A 19,371-nucleotide genomic window follows, 5' to 3' on the forward strand; every position below is an offset into this window, starting at 1 on the left:
GACGCCACCCGCAGCAGGTCGATGTGACCGCGCGTGGTGAGCAGGGCTGTACGCAACATGGCGCGAACGTAGCGACCCGTTCCGGACGGGGTCAACGGTGTCTCGCTCCTCGGACGCGCGATCTTGCCCGTTGGGCGCGGCCGCGGTGCGTTCCCCGGTGCGGCGCCCGCGCGTACGCGGCGCCCGGGCAGGAAGATGGGGAGCATGTCCGACGCCTTCACCACCCGCATCCTGAACATCGCGACCGGCTCCCACGAGACGGTCACCGATCTGACCCAGGACTGCGAGGAGTTCCTGACCCGGAGCGCGGCCGGCCGCGACGGCCTGCTCAATGTCTTCGTGCCGCACGCCACGGCCGGCGTCGCCGTCCTGGAGACCGGCGCGGGCAGCGACGACGACCTGCTCGCCGCGCTGCACACGCTGCTCCCCGCCGACGACCGCTGGCAGCACCGCCACGGCAGCCCCGGCCACGGCCGCGATCACGTCCTGCCCGCGCTCGTGCCGCCGCACGCCACGCTGCCGGTCGTCGGCGGGCGGCTCGCGCTCGGCACCTGGCAGTCGGTGTGCCTGGTGGACACGAACAAGGACAATCCGAACCGGCAGGTGCGGCTGAGTTTTCTCGGCTGAGTCCGGCGAAAGACACTTCAACAGTAGGAGAGTTGAAGGGTGTGGCATCATGGCCGCGGTGTCCGGCAGGGGATTTGGCGGCCTGAATCCCCGGCACCGCTGAAATCGGCATTGCAACGGCCTGCTTCTCCAGCGTGGAAGGCGTGGAAGGCTAAAGGATGAAGGTGTCTGGCTCTGCGTTACCGTCGCCGGAGGACCGTCGGCTCAGGCGCCGTCTCAAAAAGGTTCGTCAAACCTGTGAGGCGCTGCTCGCGGACTGGGGCATGGAGCACGGCTGCGGCATCGACGAACTGCACCGCTATCTCAGTACACAGAATCAGCGGCCGATCCATCTCATTCCGATGCCCTTCCCGGAACGCCATCTCTTCGGCCTGTGGCTGAAACTCGACGACTTCGACATCATCGCTTACGAGAAGGCTGCCTCCCCGTCACACAAAGAGCACATCATTGCCCATGAACTGTCTCATATCGCCTTCGCGCACCGAGGTTCCGTGGAATTCGACCACAGTGATACGAGTCAGTTGTTCACGGATGTCGAACCGGCGGTGGTCCAGAGCATGTTGATGCGTTCCCGCTACAGCGACGACGAGGAGCAGGAGGCCGAGACGATGGCCTCGCTGATCCTGGCCCGCGCCACCAAGAGGTGGCTGGAACCCGCCTGGGGCGTGCCGGAGGAGGCCGCGGAGATCGTCGCGCGCATCGAGAACGGCGTCGGCAATCCGGACCAGTCATGAATACCGTCAACCTGGTCCTCACCTGGGTCTGTTCCCTCGGCGGCCTCGCGGCCTTCGCCTACCGGCTGCCTGATCTGCTGCGCAGAAAGCACGATGTCGCCCTGTGGGCGCTGTGCGTCTACTTCCTGTGTTCCGGGATCAGTTTCCTGGTCGACCTGGACGCGCTGCGGGTGCACATTTCCGACTTGTTCGGCCTGCCCAACATCACCTCGCTGATTGTCCAGGTCGCCGTCGTCATCCTTACCGCGGCCCAGCAGGTCGTCCTCGTGTACTGGTCGTCACCGCCCGAAGAGGCCCGGCACCGGGCAACGCGCCGGGTGCTGTTCTTCGGTGCCGCGCTGTGTGTCCTGGTGGTGGCCTCGCTCGCGGTCAGCCCGGTCGCCAGCGCGAAAACGGCGACGTCGACCATCCTTCTCAGTATTCAAGACGGCCGCTACGCGCTGTACATGTCGTTCTATCTCGTCATCTGCGGCATCGGGCAATTCGAGACGGTCCGGCTCTCGCTGCGATTCACCAAGATGGCCAACCGGCAATGGCTCAAAGTCGGTATGCGCACGGTCACCGTCGGCGCCAGCATGATCCTGGTCTACTGCGTCACCCGCAGCATTCAGATCGCCGGCACCCGGCTGCACTTCGACGCCTCGGCGCTCGACCCCATCCAGTGGTCCTGCGGCACCATCGGCGCCCTGCTCCAGATCACCGGCTGGACCATTCCGTCCTGGGGCATCCACCTCACCCGCGCCGCGGGCTGGCTGCGCAGCTACCGCTCCTACCTGCGGCTGCGGCCGCTGTGGTGGGCGCTCTATCAGGCCTCGCCGGACATCGCGCTCGACCCGCCCCGGTCCTGGGCGCGCGACCTGATCCCGCCGCGCGACCCGCACTACAGCCTCTACCGGCGCGTCATCGAGATACGCGACGGACAGCTGATGCTGCGCACCTCGCTCTCGCTGGCCGACTTCTCCCGGGTCGCCCGCTCCCTCGGCCTCCCCGAGGACCCCACCTCGCCGCTCGGCGAGGCGCTCCAGGTGCGGGCCGTCCTGAACCGCCCGGCCGAGGAACGGGACGAGCAGGCCGACGCCGCCGACATCCCCGCCCGGCCGCCGTACGACGACTTCCGCGACGAGGTGGAGTGGCTGACCCAGGTCGCGTCCTCGTTCACCGCCCTCACCCACGGCCGGGCGGTGCGCGCGGCCGACAGAATCCCGTCATGACACAGGTGTCCGACGCCTCCGCCGGAGTGCTGTTGACTCCCTTTGCGCTGCGCGCGGTTGAGCGCCTCGTGGCCCTCGACGCCGGGCACGGTGCGACGGCCGCGGTGCCCGCCGTACGCGAGCTCCTGCACGACGTCCCCGAACTGTCGGCCGACCCCGCCGCCCTGCACGCCGAGGACAGTGACCTGCTCGCCGCCCTCGCCGAACTCTGCGAAGTGATCGGCTGGATCCTCTTCGACGCGGGCCTCAGCCACACGGCCCACCGCATGAACACCCGCGCCCTGGCCCTCGCCGAACTCTGCGGCGACCGCGCGATCGCCCGCCTGGTGCTGCTCAACGACAGCATGCTGCACGCCCGCGCCGGACGCCCGGGGGCCGCCCTGGCATCCGCCGCCCGCGTGTCCGGACCCCGCCCGCTGCCGACCCTGGTCGGCACGCTCGTGCTGGTACGCAGGGCGCACGCGACCGCCATGCTGGGCGGCCACCGGGACGCCGACGCACTCATCTCGCGGGCCCGGAGCCGGTTCCTCGACGGCGCCTCCCGCCAGGACCCGCCCTGGGCCTGGTGGATCGACCAGGCCGAACTCACCGGCCACCACGGCTGGGTGCTCGCCAGGCTGCACGACTGGGACCGCGCCATCCCTCTGCTGCACGAGGCCGCCACCGCCCCCGGTCCCTCCTACCGCCACCTCTTCACGGCGGAACTCCTCGCCGCCCTCGCCGGAGCCGGAGCATGGCGCGACGCCGAGGACCTCATCGCGGACCTCGCTCCGCGCGCCGCGAGCATCGGCTCCGTACGGACGACCGAGACCCTCGCCCGCACCGCCGCCCGCTTACGCGGCTGCCCGGCGGCGCCGGTGAACCTGCGGGACGCGGCGGCCTTTCTCCTCGCGTCCGTCCCCTCGCGCTCCGAGGGCCAGGACCGTCTTTCCCGCTAGGACCCCCTGGCACCGCCAGGAAAGCACCCCACTTCATGCCGACAGACAGGGACAACATGCTCCAGATCCGGGTGTCCACGCCCGCGGCCGCCGCACTCGTGGCGGTCGCTCTCCTCTTCGCCACCGGAGGACCGGTGTCCGAAGTCGCCTACGGCACGAACGCCACCGCGTCGGCACAAACGCAGACGGCCGCCCACGGCAGCCCATATCTGGCGACCCATCTCTACTTCGGGACAGGCCGCCACAACGGTGAACCACCCATAACCGACGACCAGTTCATGAAGTTCGTCGCCGACGTGATCACCCCTCGCTTCCCGTCCGGCCTTACCATCCAGCAGGGCCGCGGCCAGTGGCGCGACAAGACCGGCTCCATCAACCGGGAGATCAGTTACGAGCTGACGGTGCTCTATCCCGCCCGCGAGGCCCACACCCACGACCCCGACATCCAGTACATCCGCAGTCTGTACTGCGCGATGTACGGCCTGGAGTCGGTGGGCCGCGCCGATGTGAAGGCCCAGGCCGACTTCTGAGCCGGACCGGCCCCGCTGCCCGGCGAGCACCGCTCACAGCCTGAGCCGCCGTACGACGAAGAGCATCGCGCCGAGCAGCACCAGAACCGTTCCCGTCACCAGCGAGTCGAGGTCGGTGACCCCGGCGATCGCGAACCGGCGCCCGTCCGCGCCGGCCTCGCGGGGCGCGACGGTGACGGGCCGGGAGCCGGTCGCCCGGTCCGCGCCGGTCGCGGGCGACGGGGGTGGCGACGGCGACGGCGTCGGCGACGGGGAAGCCGCCGCGCAGTTCAGTACGCCGCTCACGTCCTGGCGGAAGCCGCCCGGGCCGAGCACGGTGAAGCGGTAGCTCTGGCGGTCGGCGACCGGAACCAGGATGGTCCGCGACCGGCCCGGATCCACGGCGGCCGAGACACCCGCCAGCCGGAACGTGAAGGGCGCATCGCCGCCGTTGCTCGCCGTGACGTCCACGCCGCCCCTGGCGCAGTCGTCCACCGCGGAGACGGACGGCAGGGGCCCCTTCGCGGGCAGCGCCGCCGTGGTGCCCGCGACCGCGCTCACGGTTGCGAGCACCACGGCCCAGCGGGCCGCACCGCACTTCGTTGCGTGCCTCACGAGAGGCCCTTCGGGCTGAGGGCAAGGACGTCCCTCCATACGGAAACGGTCGACCCCCCGTTCAACGGGCGCCGGCCGGAGCCCTGCCGGGGCATCCGTGCCTCACAGGCCCGGCGCGCCCCACACCGGGAACCAGCGGGACAGGTCGCTCTCCATGTGCAGGTCGTCCGCGACGACCGCCCTGATCCGCAGCTCAAGGGCGTTGTCCCGCTTCTCCCCGGGCAGCGGCGCGAAGGGGTAGAAGGAGCCCCGCTTGTAGAGGTACACCAACCCGAACGCCCGGTCGTCCGCGTTGCTGAACCCGACCAGGGAGCACAGGAGTTGAGGGCCGAAGCCGGATCCTTCGAGCGCGGTGTTCACGGCGTGCAGATCGCCGACGAGCGAGGCCAGGTCGTCGGGGCTCCGGCGGGACAGCAGCCACGAGTAGCCGTAGGAGTCGCGGCTGAACTCGACCGAGGACGGGTCCCGTTCGGTGTCCGCGTTCAGGAGGTCCGCCACGTCCCGCCGGATCCCGGCGAATGCCGAGCCCTCCACCGTCGTGAAGCACACCGAGCCCCGCCCGGTCGGCGTGAAGTCCGCGGCCGCCTGGAGGGTCACGGCCGCCGACGGCAGGCCGAACAGCCGGTCCAGGTCGGGGGCCGCCGGCCGGGTGCGGCCGAGCAGGATGTCCAGGAAGCCCATGCGCTCCGTCCTCGGTCAGGGGGTGGGAGGTGCTGCGGTCAGGCCGGACGGCCCAGCTCCGCGGAGATCTTCGCCAGTCCGTCGAGACGCTGCTCAAGGGTCGGGTGGGTGTTGAAGAGGCGGGACAGGCTGTCGCCCTTGCCGAAGGCCGGGATGAAGTAGAACGCGTTGAACGCGCTCGCCGTCCGCAGATCCTTGCTCGGGATGCGGGCGATGTCCCCGTCGAGCTTGGTCAGCGCCGACGCGAGGGCCGAGGGGTGCCCGGTGAGCAGCGCCCCGGCGCGGTCGGCGGCCAGTTCCCGGTAGCGGGAAAGCGCCCGGATGAGGAGGAAGCTGATCGAGTACACGGCCGCCGAGACCGCCATCACGCCGAGCAGGACGACCATGGTGTTCTGGTCGCGCCGTCCGCGGCCCCCGTACATCTGGGAGTAGAAGGCGAAGCGGACGATGAGCCCCGCGATCACGCCCAGGAACGAGGCGACGGTGATGACCGCGACATCGCGGTGCGCGACGTGCGACAGCTCGTGGGCCAGGACGCCCTCCAGCTCGTCGGGTTCCAGGCGGCGCATCAGCCCGGTCGTGACGCAGAGCACCGCGTGATCGGCGTTGCGGCCGGTGGCGAACGCGTTGGGCAGATCGGTGTCGGAGACCGCGACCTGAGGCCTCGGCATGTCCGCGGTCGCGCAGAGCCGGTCGACGATGCCGTGCAACTGGGGCTGTTCCTCGCGGGTCACGACGCGGCCGTGCATCGCGTACAGGGCGATCCGGTCGGAGAACCAGTACTGCGACACGAGGACGGCCGCCGCCACCACCACGACCACCAGAGTCGACTTCAGCAGGACCAGGAGGGCCCCGACGAACGCCACGTACAGCAGGCCGAGCAGAAACAGGGTGACCAGCATGCGGGCGGTCAGCTGCCGGTCGGGCTCGAAGCGACTGTGCACGGCCGTCACACCCTCCCCGGAGCGGTACGGGCCGTCCGCGTGCGGGGCCGCGCGGCGGGGGCCGGGGGCCGGAGGAGAGGCGGCACATTCCTCTTGATCATGGCGTTCTCCAGGACCGGTGAAGTGGTGCTCACTCTCCACAATGCCACCGCGCCGGGCGTTCAGCGCAGCTGCCGCCGGACCAGTTCGTGCAGGCGTCCGCGGGGGTCGGCGAGGAGCTCGGCGGGCGGGCCCTGCTGCACGATCCGGCCCTGTGACATGACGATCACGCGGTCGGCGTCCAGGACGGTGGAGAGCCGGTGGGCGATCACGATGCGGGTCGCCCGCAGGCTCCGGGTGCTCTCGATGACGATGCGCTGGGTCTCGTTGTCCAGGGCGCTGGTGGCCTCGTCGAAGAAGAGGACGCGGGGGCGCCGGACAAGGGCCTGGGCGATCATGAGGCGCTGGCGCTGGCCGCCCGAGATGGCGCCGCCGCCGGAGATCATGGTGTGCAGGCCCATCGGCATCCGCTTGATGTCCTCGGCGAGGCCCGCCATCGCGGCCGCCTCCCACGCCTCCTCCTGCGTGAACACCTCCGCCCCGCAGATGCAGTCCAGGATCGACCCGGTGAGCGGCTGGGCGTTCTGCAGCACGACCCCGCACTGGCGGCGCACGGCCGCCCGGTCGAGGGCCGCCAGGTCCTGGCCGTCGTACAGCACGCTGCCCGAGACCGGGTCGTCGAAGCCGATGAGCAGCCGCAGCAGCGTCGACTTGCCGCAGCCGCTGGGGCCGACCACCGCCACGAACTCGCCCGGCGCCACGTTCAGGGACACGTCGTCCAGGACCAGCGGACCGTCGTCGGTGTAGCGGAACGACAGGCCCCGCGCCTCGATCCCGCCGGACAGCGCGCCGGGCTGAGTGCTGGCCCCGCGCACCTCGGGCGCCTCGTCGAGCACGGGCTTGATCTGCTCGAACATGGGCAGTACGGCGGCGGCCGAGATGAACGCGCCGGTCAGCTGCGTGACCGCCGTGAGCAGCATCGTCATCGCGGTGTTGAAGGTCAGGAACGCGCTGGCCGACAGGGAGCCGCGGGCCGGGCCCGCGAGCAGCACGAACAGGAGCAGCGAACACAGCGGCAGATAGACGGCGTTGAGGACCGTCGTCAGGTTCTTGATCCGGCCCGCCCGCTTCTGGAGCTCCCTGCTGCGCGCGAACTCGCCCGCCCACGCCCCGTACGCGAAGCTCTCCGCCGCGGCGACCCGCAGCTTGGGCAGCCCGCGCAGGGTCTGGAACGCCTGGTTGTTGAGCTTGTTGCCGAGCTCGACCAGGCGGCGCTGCCAGCGCAGCTCCCACATGCCCATGGTGAGGAACACCGCGGCGATGACGATCAGCATGGCGATCGCCACCAGCGCGAGCGGCACGCTGAAACACAGCAGCAGAACCAGGTTCATGGCCCCGACCGTGCCCGCCTGCACGGCGACCGGGCCGATGCCCGACAGGACCCGCCGGATCGCGCTGACCCCCATCGCCGCGCTCGCCAGCTCACCGGTGGAGCGCTCGGCGAAGAACTTCGTCGGAAGCCTCAACAGCCGGTCCCACACCGCGGGTTGCAGGGTGCTCTCGATCCGCCCCTCCATGCGCAGGATGGTGAGGTTCTGGAGCAGCATGAACGCGGCCGACACGATGCCGGAGACGATCACGGCGAGCGACACCTGCACGATGAGGCTGCTCTCGGCGCGCGGCACGTAGACGCCGAGCACCTGCCCGGTCGCGATCGGCACCAGGGCGCCGAGCGCCACCGTCACCAGACCGGCGAGCAGCAGATTGCGCACGTCGGCGCGGGTGCCGCGCAGGCTGAAGCGCAGCAGCCCCCACGTGCCGGGCGGCCGCTCCGGCAGCGGCCGGTAGAACATGACGGCCCGCTGCTCGAACTCCTCCGCGTTGTCGGCGTCGATACGGGTGCGCCGGCCGGACACCGGGTGCACCGCCTCGTATCCGCCGCGCCGCCACAGCAGGGCGACCGCGGTGCCGCTGGTGCGGTGGCCCACCAGCGGGCCGGAGTCCTCGCGCCACCAGCGCCCGTCGAGCCGCACCGGCCGGGTGCGGATCCGGGAGGCGACCGCGACCCGCTCGACCGCGTCGATCCGGTCGCTGACCGCGCCGCCGAGCGCCGGGTCCGCGAGCGTGATCCCGGCCGCGTCGGCGACGAGGCGGCACGCCGCGTACGTCGCGTCGTCGCTCGAACCCGCCGTACGTGAGGGTGCCTTGCGGGTACGGCCGATGGAGGTGAGCAGCGCCCGGTCGGCCTCCTCACGGACGGCCTCGCCCGCCTTGATGCCGGCCGCGGTGCGGTCCTCGTGCGCACGCTCGAGGCGCTCGATCCAGCGGTCGAGCGCGGAGAGCAGCCGGTACTGCTGGTTGACCATGCTCTGCCACAGGGCGCCGTCGACGAGCAGGTCACCGGCCGCCTCCGCGCTGAACGCGGCCCCGTACTGCACACTGCCCGGCGACACCGGGAGCCACAGGATGTCGTCGTCGGCCACCGCCTCGTCGAGCGCGGTACGGCCGTCCAACGGCGCCTCGAACAGGACGCGTTGGCCCCGTCCGACGCCGAGCGAGAAGGCGTGCTCCAGGAGGCTGAGCGCCGCGTCCCCGGTGTCGTACTGGCTGAGGTACTGCCCCTCGTACCCGCCGGCGTCCGGGTACCGGTACAGCTCGCGCAGCGGGATGCGGCGCAGCACGCAATCGCGCAGCGGGCGGCCGACCAGGGTGTGCTGCGGGCCCTCGACCGGGCCGAGCAGCAGGGTGCCCGGTTCGAGCCGGCCGAGGAAGTGCCAGTGGCCCTGGGCCACCGCGTCGACCGCGAACAGGTCCAGGGCGCCGCTCACCACGAGCCACAGCACCTGCGGCCCCTCCAGCGAGAAGCTGCGCAGACCGGCGCAGTCGATGTGCTGCCCGAGCCCGCCGAGCGCGCCGACGACCGGGTCGGTGCCGGGCTCGGCGAGGGGATGTACGGACGTCACCTCAGTGCTCCCTGACCAGCTCGGCGTACGGTCCCGCGGCGGCGACCAGGTCCTCGTGCCGGCCGCGCTCCACGACCGTCCCGTGGTCGAGCACCACGATCTCGTCGCTGTCGCGCACGGTGCTGAGGCGGTGGGCGATGACGACGCAGGCGCAGCCGCGGCGGCGCAGGTTGTCGATGATGACGTGCTCGGTCTCGGCGTCCAGGGCGCTGGTGACCTCGTCCAGGACCAGGATGCTCGGCCTCCGCACCAGAGCCCGCGCGATCTCCAGGCGCTGGCGCTGACCGCCGGAGAAGTTGCGCCCGTCCTGCTCGACCCGGCTGTGGATGCCGCCCGCCCGGCGCGCGACGACCTCGTACAGGGCCGCGTCCTCGAGGGCCGCCACGACGGCGTCGTCCGGGATCGAGGGGTCCCACAGCGCGACGTTGTCGCGGACCGTGCCCTCGAAGAGGAAGACGTCCTGGTCGACGAAGGAGACCGAGGCGGCGAGCGCCCCGCGCGGGATGTCCTCCAGGCGCTGCCCGTCGATGCGGATCGTGCCCTCCCAGGGCGCGTAGAGGCCCGAAATCAGCCGGGACACCGTGGACTTGCCGCTCCCGGAGCCGCCGACGAGAGCCACCTGCTGACCCGGGCCGACGGTCAGCGAGAACCCGGTGAGCAGCGGCTTGTCGAGCGGGCTGTAGCCGAAGGTGATGTCTTCGAGCGTCACATGGCCCGTGAGGCGGCGCGTGCTCGCGGCCGGCTCGGGACGGGTGTGCAGCGCGTCGACGGGAAAGTTCTCGACGTCCTTGAGGCGGGCCACGTCGGCCGCGAAGTCCTGGATGCGGCCCGCCACGCCGTTGAGCCGGGTGACCGGCGCGGTGAAGCGGGTCACCAGGGCCTGGAAGGCGACGAGCAGACCGATCGAGATGTGCCCCTCCACCGCCCGCAGTCCGCCGATCCACAGGATCAGCGCACTGTTGAGGGTGGCGAGCAAGGGCGCGACGACACCGAGCCAGGCGCTCGGCACACCCAGGCGCTGCTGCTCCTCCAGGGTCGTGGCGTGCTGGCCGGCCCAGCGGCGGAAGTACCCGTTCTCGCCGCCGGTGGCCTTCATCGTCTCGATCAGCTGGAGCCCGGTGTACGAGGTGTTGGTCAGCCGCGCGCTGTCGGCGCGCAGCTTCTGCGTGCGCGTTGCCCGCAGCCGTACGACGATGCGCATCGCCACGACGTTGAGCAGCGCGATGCCCACCCCGATGACGGTCAGCTGTGGATCGTAGGTCCACAGCAGGAAGGCGTAGAGCAGCACGACGATGCCGTCCACGGCCGCCGCGGTCAGATCGCGGGCCAGCGTCTCGGCGACCGCGTCGTTGGACTGGAGCCGCTGCACGAGGTCGGCGGGGCTGCGCTGAGCGAAGAACGTGACCGGGAGCCGCAGCAGATGCCGGAAGAACCGGGCGCTGCTGAGCGTGGACGAGATGATGCGCCCCCGCAGCAGATTCGCCTGCTGGAGCCAGGTCAGCACGACGGTGAGCGCCACCATGGTGCCCATGGCCGCGAACAGAACGCCCAGCAGCGAGGTCTGACGGCCTATCAGGAATAGATCAATGTACGTACGGCTCAGAGCGGGCAGCGTCGCGCCGACCGCCACGAGCAGCAGGCTGGCGAGCAGCGAGGCCAGCATGGTGCCCGTGGTGCCGCGAAGGCGCGCGGGCAGCGCGCCCATGACGCCGGGCTTGCGGCCGCCGCGCCGGAAGTCGGGGCCGGGTTCCAGGACGAGGACGACGCCGGTGAAGCTGGTGTCGAAGTCCTCCGTCGGCACGAACCGGCGGCCCTTGTCCGGGTCGTTGATGTGTACGCCCCGCCGGCCCAGGCGCCGCCCCATGCCGTCGTACACGACGTAGTGGTTGAACTCCCAGAACAGGATGGCGGGCCCCTGCACCTCGGCGAGCGCGGCCGGCTCCATCTGCATGCCCTTGGCTGTGAGCCCGTAACTGCGGGCCGCCTTCAGGACGTTGCTGGCCCGCGAGCCGTCGCGCGATACGCCGCACGCGATGCGCAGCTCCTCGAGGGGAACGTGGCGGCCGTGGTGGGCGAGCACCATGGCGAGGGAGGCGGCACCGCACTCCAGGGCCTCCATCTGGAGGACGGTGGGGCTGCGCACGGTCGTGGTCCGCCCGGCCCTCGGTGCCTGGCGACCGCGTGAACGACGGCTGCTGCCAGGAGAGCCGGCGGCGCGTCTGCGTCCATGGCCGGTGGGAGGGAGCTGCGGGGCGGTGGGGGATGCGTGGGGTGCGGTCACGGGAGGAGCCAATCGATGGGACGCCGGTCGGCCAGGTGGACGGTGCCGGTGGCCAGGGTCATGGAGTCGACGGCGAACGGAGGTCCGCCGGCCGACGACCAGCGGTAGCCGGACTTCGTGCCGGGCGCGGCATCGAGCTTCACCAGGACCCCCACGGGCCTGCCGTGCTGCGAGAACTGCTCGGCGAGCTGGGCGTCGCCGAGGAACGCGGCGATCTGCTGCTGTGTCTGCGGCGCCCTGCCGACCGCGGCCACCCGGCCGCGCAGCACCCCGTACTGTTCGGCGGGCACGGACTGCACGGTGAGGTCCACGGAGGCGCCCGCGGGGACGCTCGCGACACTGTCGCCGGGCAGGTACAGCATCACCATCAGCGGGTCGTCGGCGCCGCCGGTACGCTCCACGCTCGCCACGTTCGCGCCGGTGGCGACGACCGAGCCGATGGTGGCGGAGAGGCTGGTGAGGCGGCCCGCGGCGATCGCGCGGACGGTCCGGTCACCTTGCGCGGTACGCACCTTGAGGAGCGGCGCGTCGGCCGCGAGGGCCTGGCCCTCCTTGGCGTACACACCGGTGATCTGGCCCGCGACCGGGCTCTGCAGGACATAGCTGCCCTGCGCGTGCGTGAGGATGCCGGGGGCGTCGATCGTGGAGGAAACGGAACCCGTCACGGCCCAGAAACAGGCTGCGGCCATGACCACCACAGTGACAAAAAGGACGAGCCTGCCCTGCGGGCGCGCAAAACGCACCGGCAGGTCGATTTCCTCCGGTGACTGCAGTTTGGAAAGGGCCTGTTGGCGAAACTGCAAGAAACTCTTTCCTTAACCGTGAACCATCCGCAAATCATCCGCAAAGCCCCGGAACCGAGAGGGTTCCGGGGCTCACGCGCGATCTCAGAGACCGGCGACGAGGCCCGTGGCCAGGCCGGTGACGGCGCCGGTGTTCACGCCGGTGACCGAGCCGACGAGGCCCGTGACGGAGCCGACGATGCCGGAGACCGGGAGGATCGAGTCGGCGGTGCCGGTCACGTTGCCGAGCGCGGTGCCGACGAGGCCGCCGGACACGTTGTCGAGGTCGGCGTCGGAGATCTCGAGGGTCTCAACCTGGGGAGCGTTGTTCATCGTGAGTACTGCCTTTCATGGGGACATTTCCTATCGGGAACTCCTTGCCGGGGCTCCCGCAGTGGCCAGGATCAAAACACGCGGACAGCTTTCACAGCCAATCGTCGTGTGGCTGACCAGGGGTTGGCGGGTGCTCCGAATTGCGGTCGCGTGGAGGTCTGTTCATGAATCGGGGTCAGATTCTTCACGAGCTTCACGAGTTGAATTCCTGGCGCCCGGGGCTCACTTTTCCCAACTGGGACACTCCCGCCCCAAACCCCCGCCCCCCGGTCCGGACCCGAGGCCGGTCCGTGACCTCGGTGACGGGGTTGCGCATGGGATGTGCAGGTTTTCGGAAGGCGGTCTTCCGCTTGCCTCGGAGGCATGTGCGGGGTGCCGGACGTCGTCCAGGGCAAGTCGGCGCCGCTGGGCGGCGTGGAGAGCCCCTCACCCGTCAGAACTGGTCACCTGGCCAGGAGATGACGCGGGGGTGAACACCCGTGGAGAAGCCGCTCCGGCCGCAGGTGGCCCGGTGTGGACCGGCCACGAAACCCATCCATGGGTGGCGGGGGGTGGTCCTCCGGGTGAAGTGTGCGCGAGGATGGCGTCATGACCGCGGCTCATCGCGCCATGGACCAGTTGCAATCATGGCCGAACCTGGTAAGTGGCCCACCCCGATGTGCAGTTGGGGAGGCGCTTTTCACGGCGGAGTACGAAGTGGTGCATTTCCATTCCGGATTCGCGGCCGACCTGCATCTCACCCACACGGCGATCGAGCGCCTGCGTCCCGAGCTGCGGCACAGCACGGCGATCCGGCTGAAGCCGGGGTCCGCGTGGGTGACCATACTGCTCGACTGCGACTCGGACGTGGACCTGCTGCTCACGCTGGTCAGCGTCGCCCTCAAGGCCCACACCGGCGGGCCGCCGAACCCCCTTCCTTCCCCGTGCACGTGGTACCGCCCCGCGGTTCCGCTCCAGCGCGTACGGGAGCCGGCCGTCCTGGAGCTCCCGGCTGCGGGCGTGTTCCCTGCCGCGCGGCGGGCGGTCGGACGGTTCTTGCCGCATGGGCCCCGGGCGGTCTGAGGCCGGCGATCTGTGTGGCTGGCCCATATGTGCGGGGTGCCGGTGTGTGCGGGCCGGCCATGTTCGGGACCACCATTGTCGCGCCCGTGGTGATGGGCGCCCTCTCAGCACGGTGTGCCATGCCGTCTTTCGGGTGCGGGTCGTCGGTGGTTGCTCGCGCAGTTCCTCGCGCCCCTGAACCTGCCTTCGGACTCGGGCGGTGCCGGGTTGCTCGCACAGGGGGCCCTGGCCGGGGCAGGGGCTGAACACCGTGCAGTTGAACACTCGTTGGCGGGGCGGGGCGCGCGGGCTAGCATCCACCGCCAGCAGCGCATCCCGATCTTGACGTATCGGTCCGCCAAGGAGGACGACATGAGCACCACCCCGGAATCCCAGTTCGACCTGCTCGTGCACCGGATGACATGGGAGGCCGAGGACGTTCTCTCCGTCGAGCTGGTCCACCCCGAGGGCAAGCCGCTGCCCGCCTGGGAAGCGGGTGCGCACATCGACGTCCATGCCGGTGACCACATCCGTCAGTACAGCCTCTGTGGCGACCCGGGTGACGTCGGCCGTTACCGTATAGGCGTCCTCAATGAACCGTCCTCGCGCGGTGGTTCGCGGTATCTGCACACCCGGGTGCGCCCCGGCGACACCCTCACCGTGAAGGGGCCGCGCAACCACTTCGCCCTGGTGGAGGCCGAGTCGTACCTCTTCGTCGCGGGCGGCATCGGCATCACCCCGATCCTCGCCCAGGCGAAGGAGGCCGGCGCGCACGGGCGGCCGTGGCAGCTCTGGCACGGCGGACGGAGGCGCGCCTCCATGGCTTTCGGTGACGAGCTGCTCGAACTCGTCGCCGAAGAGCGGGCGGTGACTTTCCACCCCCTCGACGAGCACGGCCACCTCGACCTCGGCCGCATCCTCGCCCAGGCCGGGCCCACCACCCACATCTACTGCTGCGGACCCGAGCCGCTCCTGGTCGCCGTCGAGCAGAAGTGCGCCGAACTCGGCCTGCGTGACCGTCTGCACGTCGAGCGGTTCGCCGCCGTCGAGGTCGCGGCCTCGCAGGGCGGCGAGCTCGGGTTCGAGGTGGAGTGCCGCCGTTCGGGTCGCACCCTTCAGGTCGGCCCCGAGGAGTCCATCGTCGAGGCACTCGAAGACGCCGGGATCCCGATCGAGACGTCCTGCCGCGAAGGCGTCTGCGGCACCTGCGAGACCGTCGTGCTCGACGGCACCCCCGACCATCGGGACACGGTGCTCACCGCCGACGAGCAGGACGCGGGCGACGCGATGATGCTGTGCGTCTCGCGCTGCTCCTCCGGGCGTCTGGTGCTCGACATCTGATCCGTGAGATCCGCGAGATCCGTGAGCGCATGAATCCCGCCCGGCGGAAGCCGGGCGGGGCGCATGCCGCACGGGCTCATGCGCACGGCTGGACGGACATCAACGGCCTTGCAATGCCTTGACGTTGTCGCCGAACGTCCAGTTCTTCGAGCCGTCCCAGTTGATGGACCACGTCATCAGACCCTTGAGCGCGCCGCTGTAGGTGTTCCATGCCTGGGAGACCTGACTCGCCGTCATATAGCCGCCGCCCGCGCCGGGCTGGGCAGGCAGACCCGGTACCTGCTTGTCGTACGGCACCTTGATCGTGGCGCCCTGGACGACGAGGCCCTTGTTGAGACAGCTCGTCTGCGCGGTGAACCCGGCGACCGTGCCGGCCTCGTACGCATCACCGGAACAGCCGTACATGCTGCCGTTGTAGTACTGCATGTTCAGCCACCACAGCCGGCCGTTGTCCGCGTACTTCTTCACGATGGGCAGGTACGCGCCCCAGATCGAGCCGTACGTCACACTGCCCCCGGTGACGTACGCCGTCTCCGGGGCCATCGTCAGGCCGAAGTTCGAGGGCATTTGGGCGAGCACGCCGTCGATGATGCGGATGAGGTTGGCCTGCGAGGCCGACAGGGTGTTGATGTTTCCGCTGCCCACCAAGCCGGTCTCGATGTCGATGTCGATGCCGTCGAAGTTGTACTGCTTGAGGATCGGCACAATGGTCGCCACGAACCGGTCGGCGACGGCGCTCGAACTGAGGTCGATGCCGGCCGCGGCCCCGCCGATGGACATGAGGACCGTCTGGCCGGACGCCTTCGCCTGACACATTTCGGCGGGCGTCGGCACCTTGACCGTCGAGTCCATGCCGTCCTCCCACAGCACGGTGCCGTCCGAACGGATCACGGGGAAGGCCGCGTTGATGACGTTGTAGCCGTGTCCGGCGATGCGGGAATCGGTCACGGGGATCCAGCCCAGCGGCGGATGAACGCCGTTGGCGGCGCCGTCCCAGTTCTCCCAGTAACCCTGGAGCACCTTGCCCGAGGGTCTCGACTTGACCGCGCAGGTGTCGGCCCGAGGTGCGCTCGGCGCCGCGGCCACCGGGGCCTGCGCGGCGAGCGCCAGCAGCAGGCCTGCTCCCAGCAGACGTAACGTACGACCGATCATGCTGTGCTCCTTGCCTCCGGGAGCGGCTGCGGTGGGGGCGCGGCGGCTCCTGGACCGTGGGGGGACCTGAGGAGGTGCGAGGGGGTGGCGCCCCACACCGTAGATTGGTCCAGACCTTCCGTCAATCGTGTGGAACGCCCTTGTCGGCAAGGGGTGTTGAGGATCAGGCCTCTGCCGTCATCCACGCGTACGCCCGCTCCGCGCTGAACTCGCGCTGGCCGCCGGGGAAGAGCAGTCCAGCCGTCGCGAACGCCGGGTCGTCGGCGCTCTGCGACAGGTAGGGGACGGCGATGCAGCGCATCCCGGCGGCGTGCGCGGCCGCCGCTCCGGGCGGGGCGTCCTCCAGGATCACGCAGTCGGCGGGCGCGGCTCCGAGGCGCCGGGCCGCTTCCAGGAAGACGTCCGGCTCGGGCTTGCCGCGCTCGACCTCCTCGGCCGACACCACGAGCTCCATGAAGGAATCGAGGCCGGTGCCTGCGAGGATCGCGTCGATCGCGGAGCGCGAGGAACCCGAGGCCACCGCCATCCGCACGCCCGCCGCGTGCAGCCGCTCCACGAACGTGCGCATCTCCGGGAAAACCTCGGTGGAAGCGCGGGCCAGCTCCAGATAGGCCGCGTTCTTCGCCGCCAGCATCTCCTCGATCGGACCGGTCAGTGTGTGCTGCCGGTCCAGGATCTCCAGCGTCTCGCGGGTTCCGATGCCGATGAAGCGGGCGTGCTGCTCCCAGGTGAAGTCGGGGAGGCCGTAGCGCGCGAGCACCTGGCGCGCGGCCTCGTAATAGTTCGGCTCGCTGTCCACGAGTGTGCCGTCGAGGTCGAAGATGACCGAAGAGGTGTGTGATGTGCTCATGTGTCCCAGCATGCCAAGGGGCGGAGGCGTTCCGCGTCGGTCACTTGGCGGAGGTGCCCGGCGGGGCTCACCGCGGGCACCCACTTCGGGAGTGCTTCACCCCGCTCACTTCGCGGAGGCGCGCCCCACCGACTCGACCAGCGGGAGCAGCCGGTGGGCCACCCGCTCGCGCAACGCCACCTCCGTACGGGTGCGGACGACGCCCGGGAGCTGGATGAGGCGCTGGATGACGTCTTCGAGGTGGGCGTTGTCGCGGGCCGCGACCCGGGTCAGGAGATCGCCGCCGCCGGTGATCGAGAACGCCTCGATGATCTCGGGCACCGCCGCGAGCGCGTCCCCGACCTCGTCGAGGTGGCCCTGGGTCACCTCGATGTGGACGAAGGCGAGCACCGGGTGGCCGAGGGCCGCGGGGGAGAGCGCGGGGCCGGTGCCGGTGATCACGCCGTCCCGCTCCATCCGGTCGAGCCGGGCCTGGAGCGTGCCGCGGGCGACGCCGAGGATGCGCGCGTACTCGCGGATGCTGGTGCGCGGCTGCTCGATGAGCAACCGCAGGATCCGGGTGTCGAGTGTGTCCACCGTCATGTCCCGTTGGCTCCCTTCTGGTCCTGTCAGCAGGGCTTTGACTGTACCAATGGCGCAGTGATACCGAGCTCGGTTGAGCCAGTGTCACTCCGGATGTTTTCCTCTGAAGGTAGATGGCGCCGCGCAGCGCGCGGGACGGTGACGATGCCGGTCCTGGCCCAGCGGCGCCTTTGTCATGCCTGAAGCGAATGTGCACGTAAAGGGGGCGCGGCGACCGTCGTGAAGAGGATGTTTGTGGCTCCGGACCCGGGGCTTTTGCGACTGCGTGTTTCACTGCGGGCCGTTCTCGGCGTGAGCCTGTCGGTGGCCGCCGCGGAACTCTGCGGGCTCTCCCTGCCCGCGTCGATCACCGCGGGCCTCGCCTCGCTGCTCGCGCTTTTCACGGTCGGCGACGCTACGGTCCGCTCCCAGATGGTCACCACCGCGCTGCTCCCTGCCGTCGGTTTCCCGGTGCTCGCCCTGGCTGCCGCGCTGCACGGCACCCCGCTGCTGCGCGACGTCTGCTGGCTCGCGGTGATCTTCGCCGGGGTGTACGCGCGACGCTGGGGGCCGCGCGGCCAGGCGCTCGGGATCTTCGCCTTCATGATGTTCTTCACGACCCAGTTCCTGCACGCGGTTCCCTCCCAACTGCCGGAACTCTACGGTGCAGTTGCACTCGCGATCGCGGCCTCGGCGGGGGTGAGGTTCGGGCTGTGGTGCATCGAGCGGCGCACCGCACCGCCCGCGGCCCCGGCTCCGCTCACCGGGCGCGGACTCGCCCACCCCACCACCCGCCAGGCCTTCCAGGCGACGGTGGCCTGCGGCATCGCGCTCGGCGTGGGCCAGGCGCTCTCCGAGGCCCGCTGGTACTGGGCCGTCGGCGCCGCCTGGTGGATCTTCGTCAACACCGCGTCGCGCGGCGAGACCCTGGTACGCGGCTTCCGCCGGGTCCTCGGCACGGTCACCGGCATCGTCGCGGGGCTGCTCATCGCGATCCCGCTGCACGGAGCGCCGGCCCCGACCGCGGTGCTGGTCGCGGTGTGCGTCTTCGGCATCTTCTACACGGCCGCGCCCAGCTACAGCTGGATGATGTTCTTCGTCACCGTCATGGCGGGCCTGCTCTACGGACTGCTCGGCGTGCTGCACCCCGGGCTGCTCGTGCTCCGCGTCCAGGAGACGGCGGTGGGTGCGCTCGGCGCGGTTGTCGGCGTCGCCCTGGTGCTGCCGGTCAGTACGCACGCCGCCACCGACGCGTGGATCCAGCGGGCCCTGCACTGCGTACACCGCTGCACCGCGGCGGCCGCGCACCGGCTCGCCGGGGACGAGAGCGCCGACCCCGCGCCCCGCGCCGCCGAACTGGAACTCCTGCTTGGCCGCGTCCGCCACTCGCTGGCCCCGCTGGTCCACCCGCTCAGCCCGTTGCGTGCCCGCAGGGCCCGCGCCCACCAGGTCCTCGTCCTGCTCGACGACTGCGCCCGCGAGGTGCGGGGCCTGGCCATGGTGGCCGCCGACCCGGCCGCCTCGCACGACGCCCGCCTCACCGCGGCGTGCCAGCGCGTGGAGGCGGCGGTGGCGACCCTGGTCTCCCCGTCGCCGGACCCGTCCCCGTGGACCGCCCTGACCGCGCTCCCGGCCCCCCACCACCACCCGGGCGCGGAGGCCGCCCTCACCCACCTGCACGGCCTGGAGCGGGCCCTGGGAGAACTGGCCGCACCGCTGCGGTCCTCGCCCCGGGCGGCCTTGGCCGTGGCCTGAGCGGAGACGGGTCC

At 70.8% G+C, this 19,371-nt stretch carries 18 protein-coding genes; 8 read left to right on the plus strand and 10 right to left on the minus strand.

Annotation, left to right across the window (positions count from 1 at the left end; all coding sequences use genetic code 11):
• Positions 1-204 precede the first annotated feature (204 nt).
• From ABD346_RS08615 to ABD346_RS08635, 5 genes are all read left to right on the plus strand, one after another.
• Positions 205-627 (plus strand): YjbQ family protein, encoded by a 423-nt coding sequence (locus ABD346_RS08615; protein WP_344373542.1) that lies wholly within the window; start codon positions 205-207, stop codon positions 625-627.
• A gap of 158 nt (positions 628-785) precedes the next feature.
• Positions 786-1,361: a hypothetical protein gene (locus ABD346_RS08620; protein ID WP_189960521.1), complete on the plus strand. Its 576-nt coding sequence runs from the start codon at positions 786-788 to the stop codon at positions 1,359-1,361.
• On the plus strand, positions 1,358-2,572 hold the full coding sequence (locus ABD346_RS08625) for an MAB_1171c family putative transporter (protein ID WP_344373544.1): 1,215 nt from the start codon (positions 1,358-1,360) through the stop codon (positions 2,570-2,572). The genes ABD346_RS08620 and ABD346_RS08625 overlap by 4 nt, the downstream gene beginning before the upstream one ends.
• A complete protein-coding gene (locus tag ABD346_RS08630; RefSeq protein ID WP_344373545.1) occupies positions 2,569-3,510 on the plus strand; it encodes an NsdA family TPR-like regulatory protein in 942 nt (313 codons plus the stop codon). Before ABD346_RS08625 ends, ABD346_RS08630 begins: the two co-directional genes overlap by 4 nt.
• A 35-nt stretch (positions 3,511-3,545) precedes the next feature.
• Complete coding sequence (locus tag ABD346_RS08635) at positions 3,546-4,040, plus strand: DUF3574 domain-containing protein (protein WP_344373546.1); 495 nt, start codon at positions 3,546-3,548, stop codon at positions 4,038-4,040.
• Between the two features lie 33 nt (positions 4,041-4,073).
• On the opposite strand, the gene ABD346_RS08640 is transcribed toward ABD346_RS08635, so the two are convergent.
• The 7 genes from ABD346_RS08640 to ABD346_RS08670 form a co-directional block, all read right to left on the minus strand.
• Positions 4,074-4,634 carry a phospholipase domain-containing protein gene (locus ABD346_RS08640; protein WP_344373548.1) on the minus strand — a complete coding sequence of 187 codons (561 nt, stop codon included), beginning with the start codon at positions 4,632-4,634 and terminating at the stop codon, positions 4,074-4,076.
• Between the two features lie 102 nt (positions 4,635-4,736).
• Positions 4,737-5,315 (minus strand): PspA-associated protein PspAB, encoded by a 579-nt coding sequence (gene pspAB / locus ABD346_RS08645; RefSeq protein WP_344373550.1) that lies wholly within the window; start codon positions 5,313-5,315, stop codon positions 4,737-4,739.
• A gap of 38 nt (positions 5,316-5,353) precedes the next feature.
• Entirely contained in the window at positions 5,354-6,259 is a 906-nt protein-coding gene (gene htpX / locus ABD346_RS08650; protein ID WP_344373551.1) for a zinc metalloprotease HtpX, read from the minus strand.
• Positions 6,260-6,420: 161 nt separating this feature from the next.
• Positions 6,421-9,261: an NHLP bacteriocin export ABC transporter permease/ATPase subunit gene (locus ABD346_RS08655; RefSeq protein ID WP_344373552.1), complete on the minus strand. Its 2,841-nt coding sequence runs from the start codon at positions 9,259-9,261 to the stop codon at positions 6,421-6,423.
• 1 nt (position 9,262) lies between these two features.
• Positions 9,263-11,542, minus strand: a complete 2,280-nt coding sequence (locus tag ABD346_RS08660; protein ID WP_344373553.1) for an NHLP family bacteriocin export ABC transporter peptidase/permease/ATPase subunit — start codon at positions 11,540-11,542, stop codon at positions 9,263-9,265.
• Positions 11,539-12,345, minus strand: coding sequence for an HlyD family efflux transporter periplasmic adaptor subunit (locus ABD346_RS08665; protein ID WP_344373554.1), 807 nt, complete (start codon positions 12,343-12,345; stop codon positions 11,539-11,541). The genes ABD346_RS08660 and ABD346_RS08665 overlap by 4 nt, the downstream gene beginning before the upstream one ends.
• Before the next feature lie 84 nt (positions 12,346-12,429).
• Positions 12,430-12,657: a hypothetical protein gene (locus ABD346_RS08670; RefSeq protein ID WP_053728499.1), complete on the minus strand. Its 228-nt coding sequence runs from the start codon at positions 12,655-12,657 to the stop codon at positions 12,430-12,432.
• Positions 12,658-13,353: 696 nt separating this feature from the next.
• On the opposite strand from ABD346_RS08670, the gene ABD346_RS08675 reads away from it, so the two are divergent.
• Both ABD346_RS08675 and ABD346_RS08680 read left to right on the plus strand, forming a co-directional pair.
• Positions 13,354-13,719, plus strand: a complete 366-nt coding sequence (locus ABD346_RS08675) for a luciferase domain-containing protein (protein WP_450318150.1) — start codon at positions 13,354-13,356, stop codon at positions 13,717-13,719.
• A 351-nt stretch (positions 13,720-14,070) separates the two neighbouring features.
• Positions 14,071-15,039: a PDR/VanB family oxidoreductase gene (locus ABD346_RS08680; RefSeq protein WP_344373555.1), complete on the plus strand. Its 969-nt coding sequence runs from the start codon at positions 14,071-14,073 to the stop codon at positions 15,037-15,039.
• A 99-nt stretch (positions 15,040-15,138) separates the two neighbouring features.
• Here ABD346_RS08680 and ABD346_RS08685 read toward each other — a convergent pair whose 3' ends face one another.
• The 3 genes from ABD346_RS08685 to ABD346_RS08695 form a co-directional block, all read right to left on the minus strand.
• A complete protein-coding gene (locus tag ABD346_RS08685) occupies positions 15,139-16,191 on the minus strand; it encodes a chitinase (RefSeq protein ID WP_344373556.1) in 1,053 nt (350 codons plus the stop codon).
• Positions 16,192-16,354: 163 nt separating this feature from the next.
• On the minus strand, positions 16,355-17,041 hold the full coding sequence (locus ABD346_RS08690; RefSeq protein ID WP_344373557.1) for an HAD family hydrolase: 687 nt from the start codon (positions 17,039-17,041) through the stop codon (positions 16,355-16,357).
• A 105-nt stretch (positions 17,042-17,146) separates the two neighbouring features.
• Positions 17,147-17,623 carry an Lrp/AsnC family transcriptional regulator gene (locus ABD346_RS08695; RefSeq protein WP_053728505.1) on the minus strand — a complete coding sequence of 159 codons (477 nt, stop codon included), beginning with the start codon at positions 17,621-17,623 and terminating at the stop codon, positions 17,147-17,149.
• Between the two features lie 228 nt (positions 17,624-17,851).
• Between ABD346_RS08695 and ABD346_RS08700 the strand changes: the two genes are divergently transcribed.
• Positions 17,852-19,357: an FUSC family protein gene (locus ABD346_RS08700; protein WP_344374436.1), complete on the plus strand. Its 1,506-nt coding sequence runs from the start codon at positions 17,852-17,854 to the stop codon at positions 19,355-19,357.
• Positions 19,358-19,371: the final 14 nt, after the last annotated feature.

It is taken from the genome of Streptomyces mauvecolor (assembly GCF_039532965.1).
Classification (GTDB): Bacteria; Actinomycetota; Actinomycetes; order Streptomycetales; family Streptomycetaceae; genus Streptomyces; species Streptomyces violascens.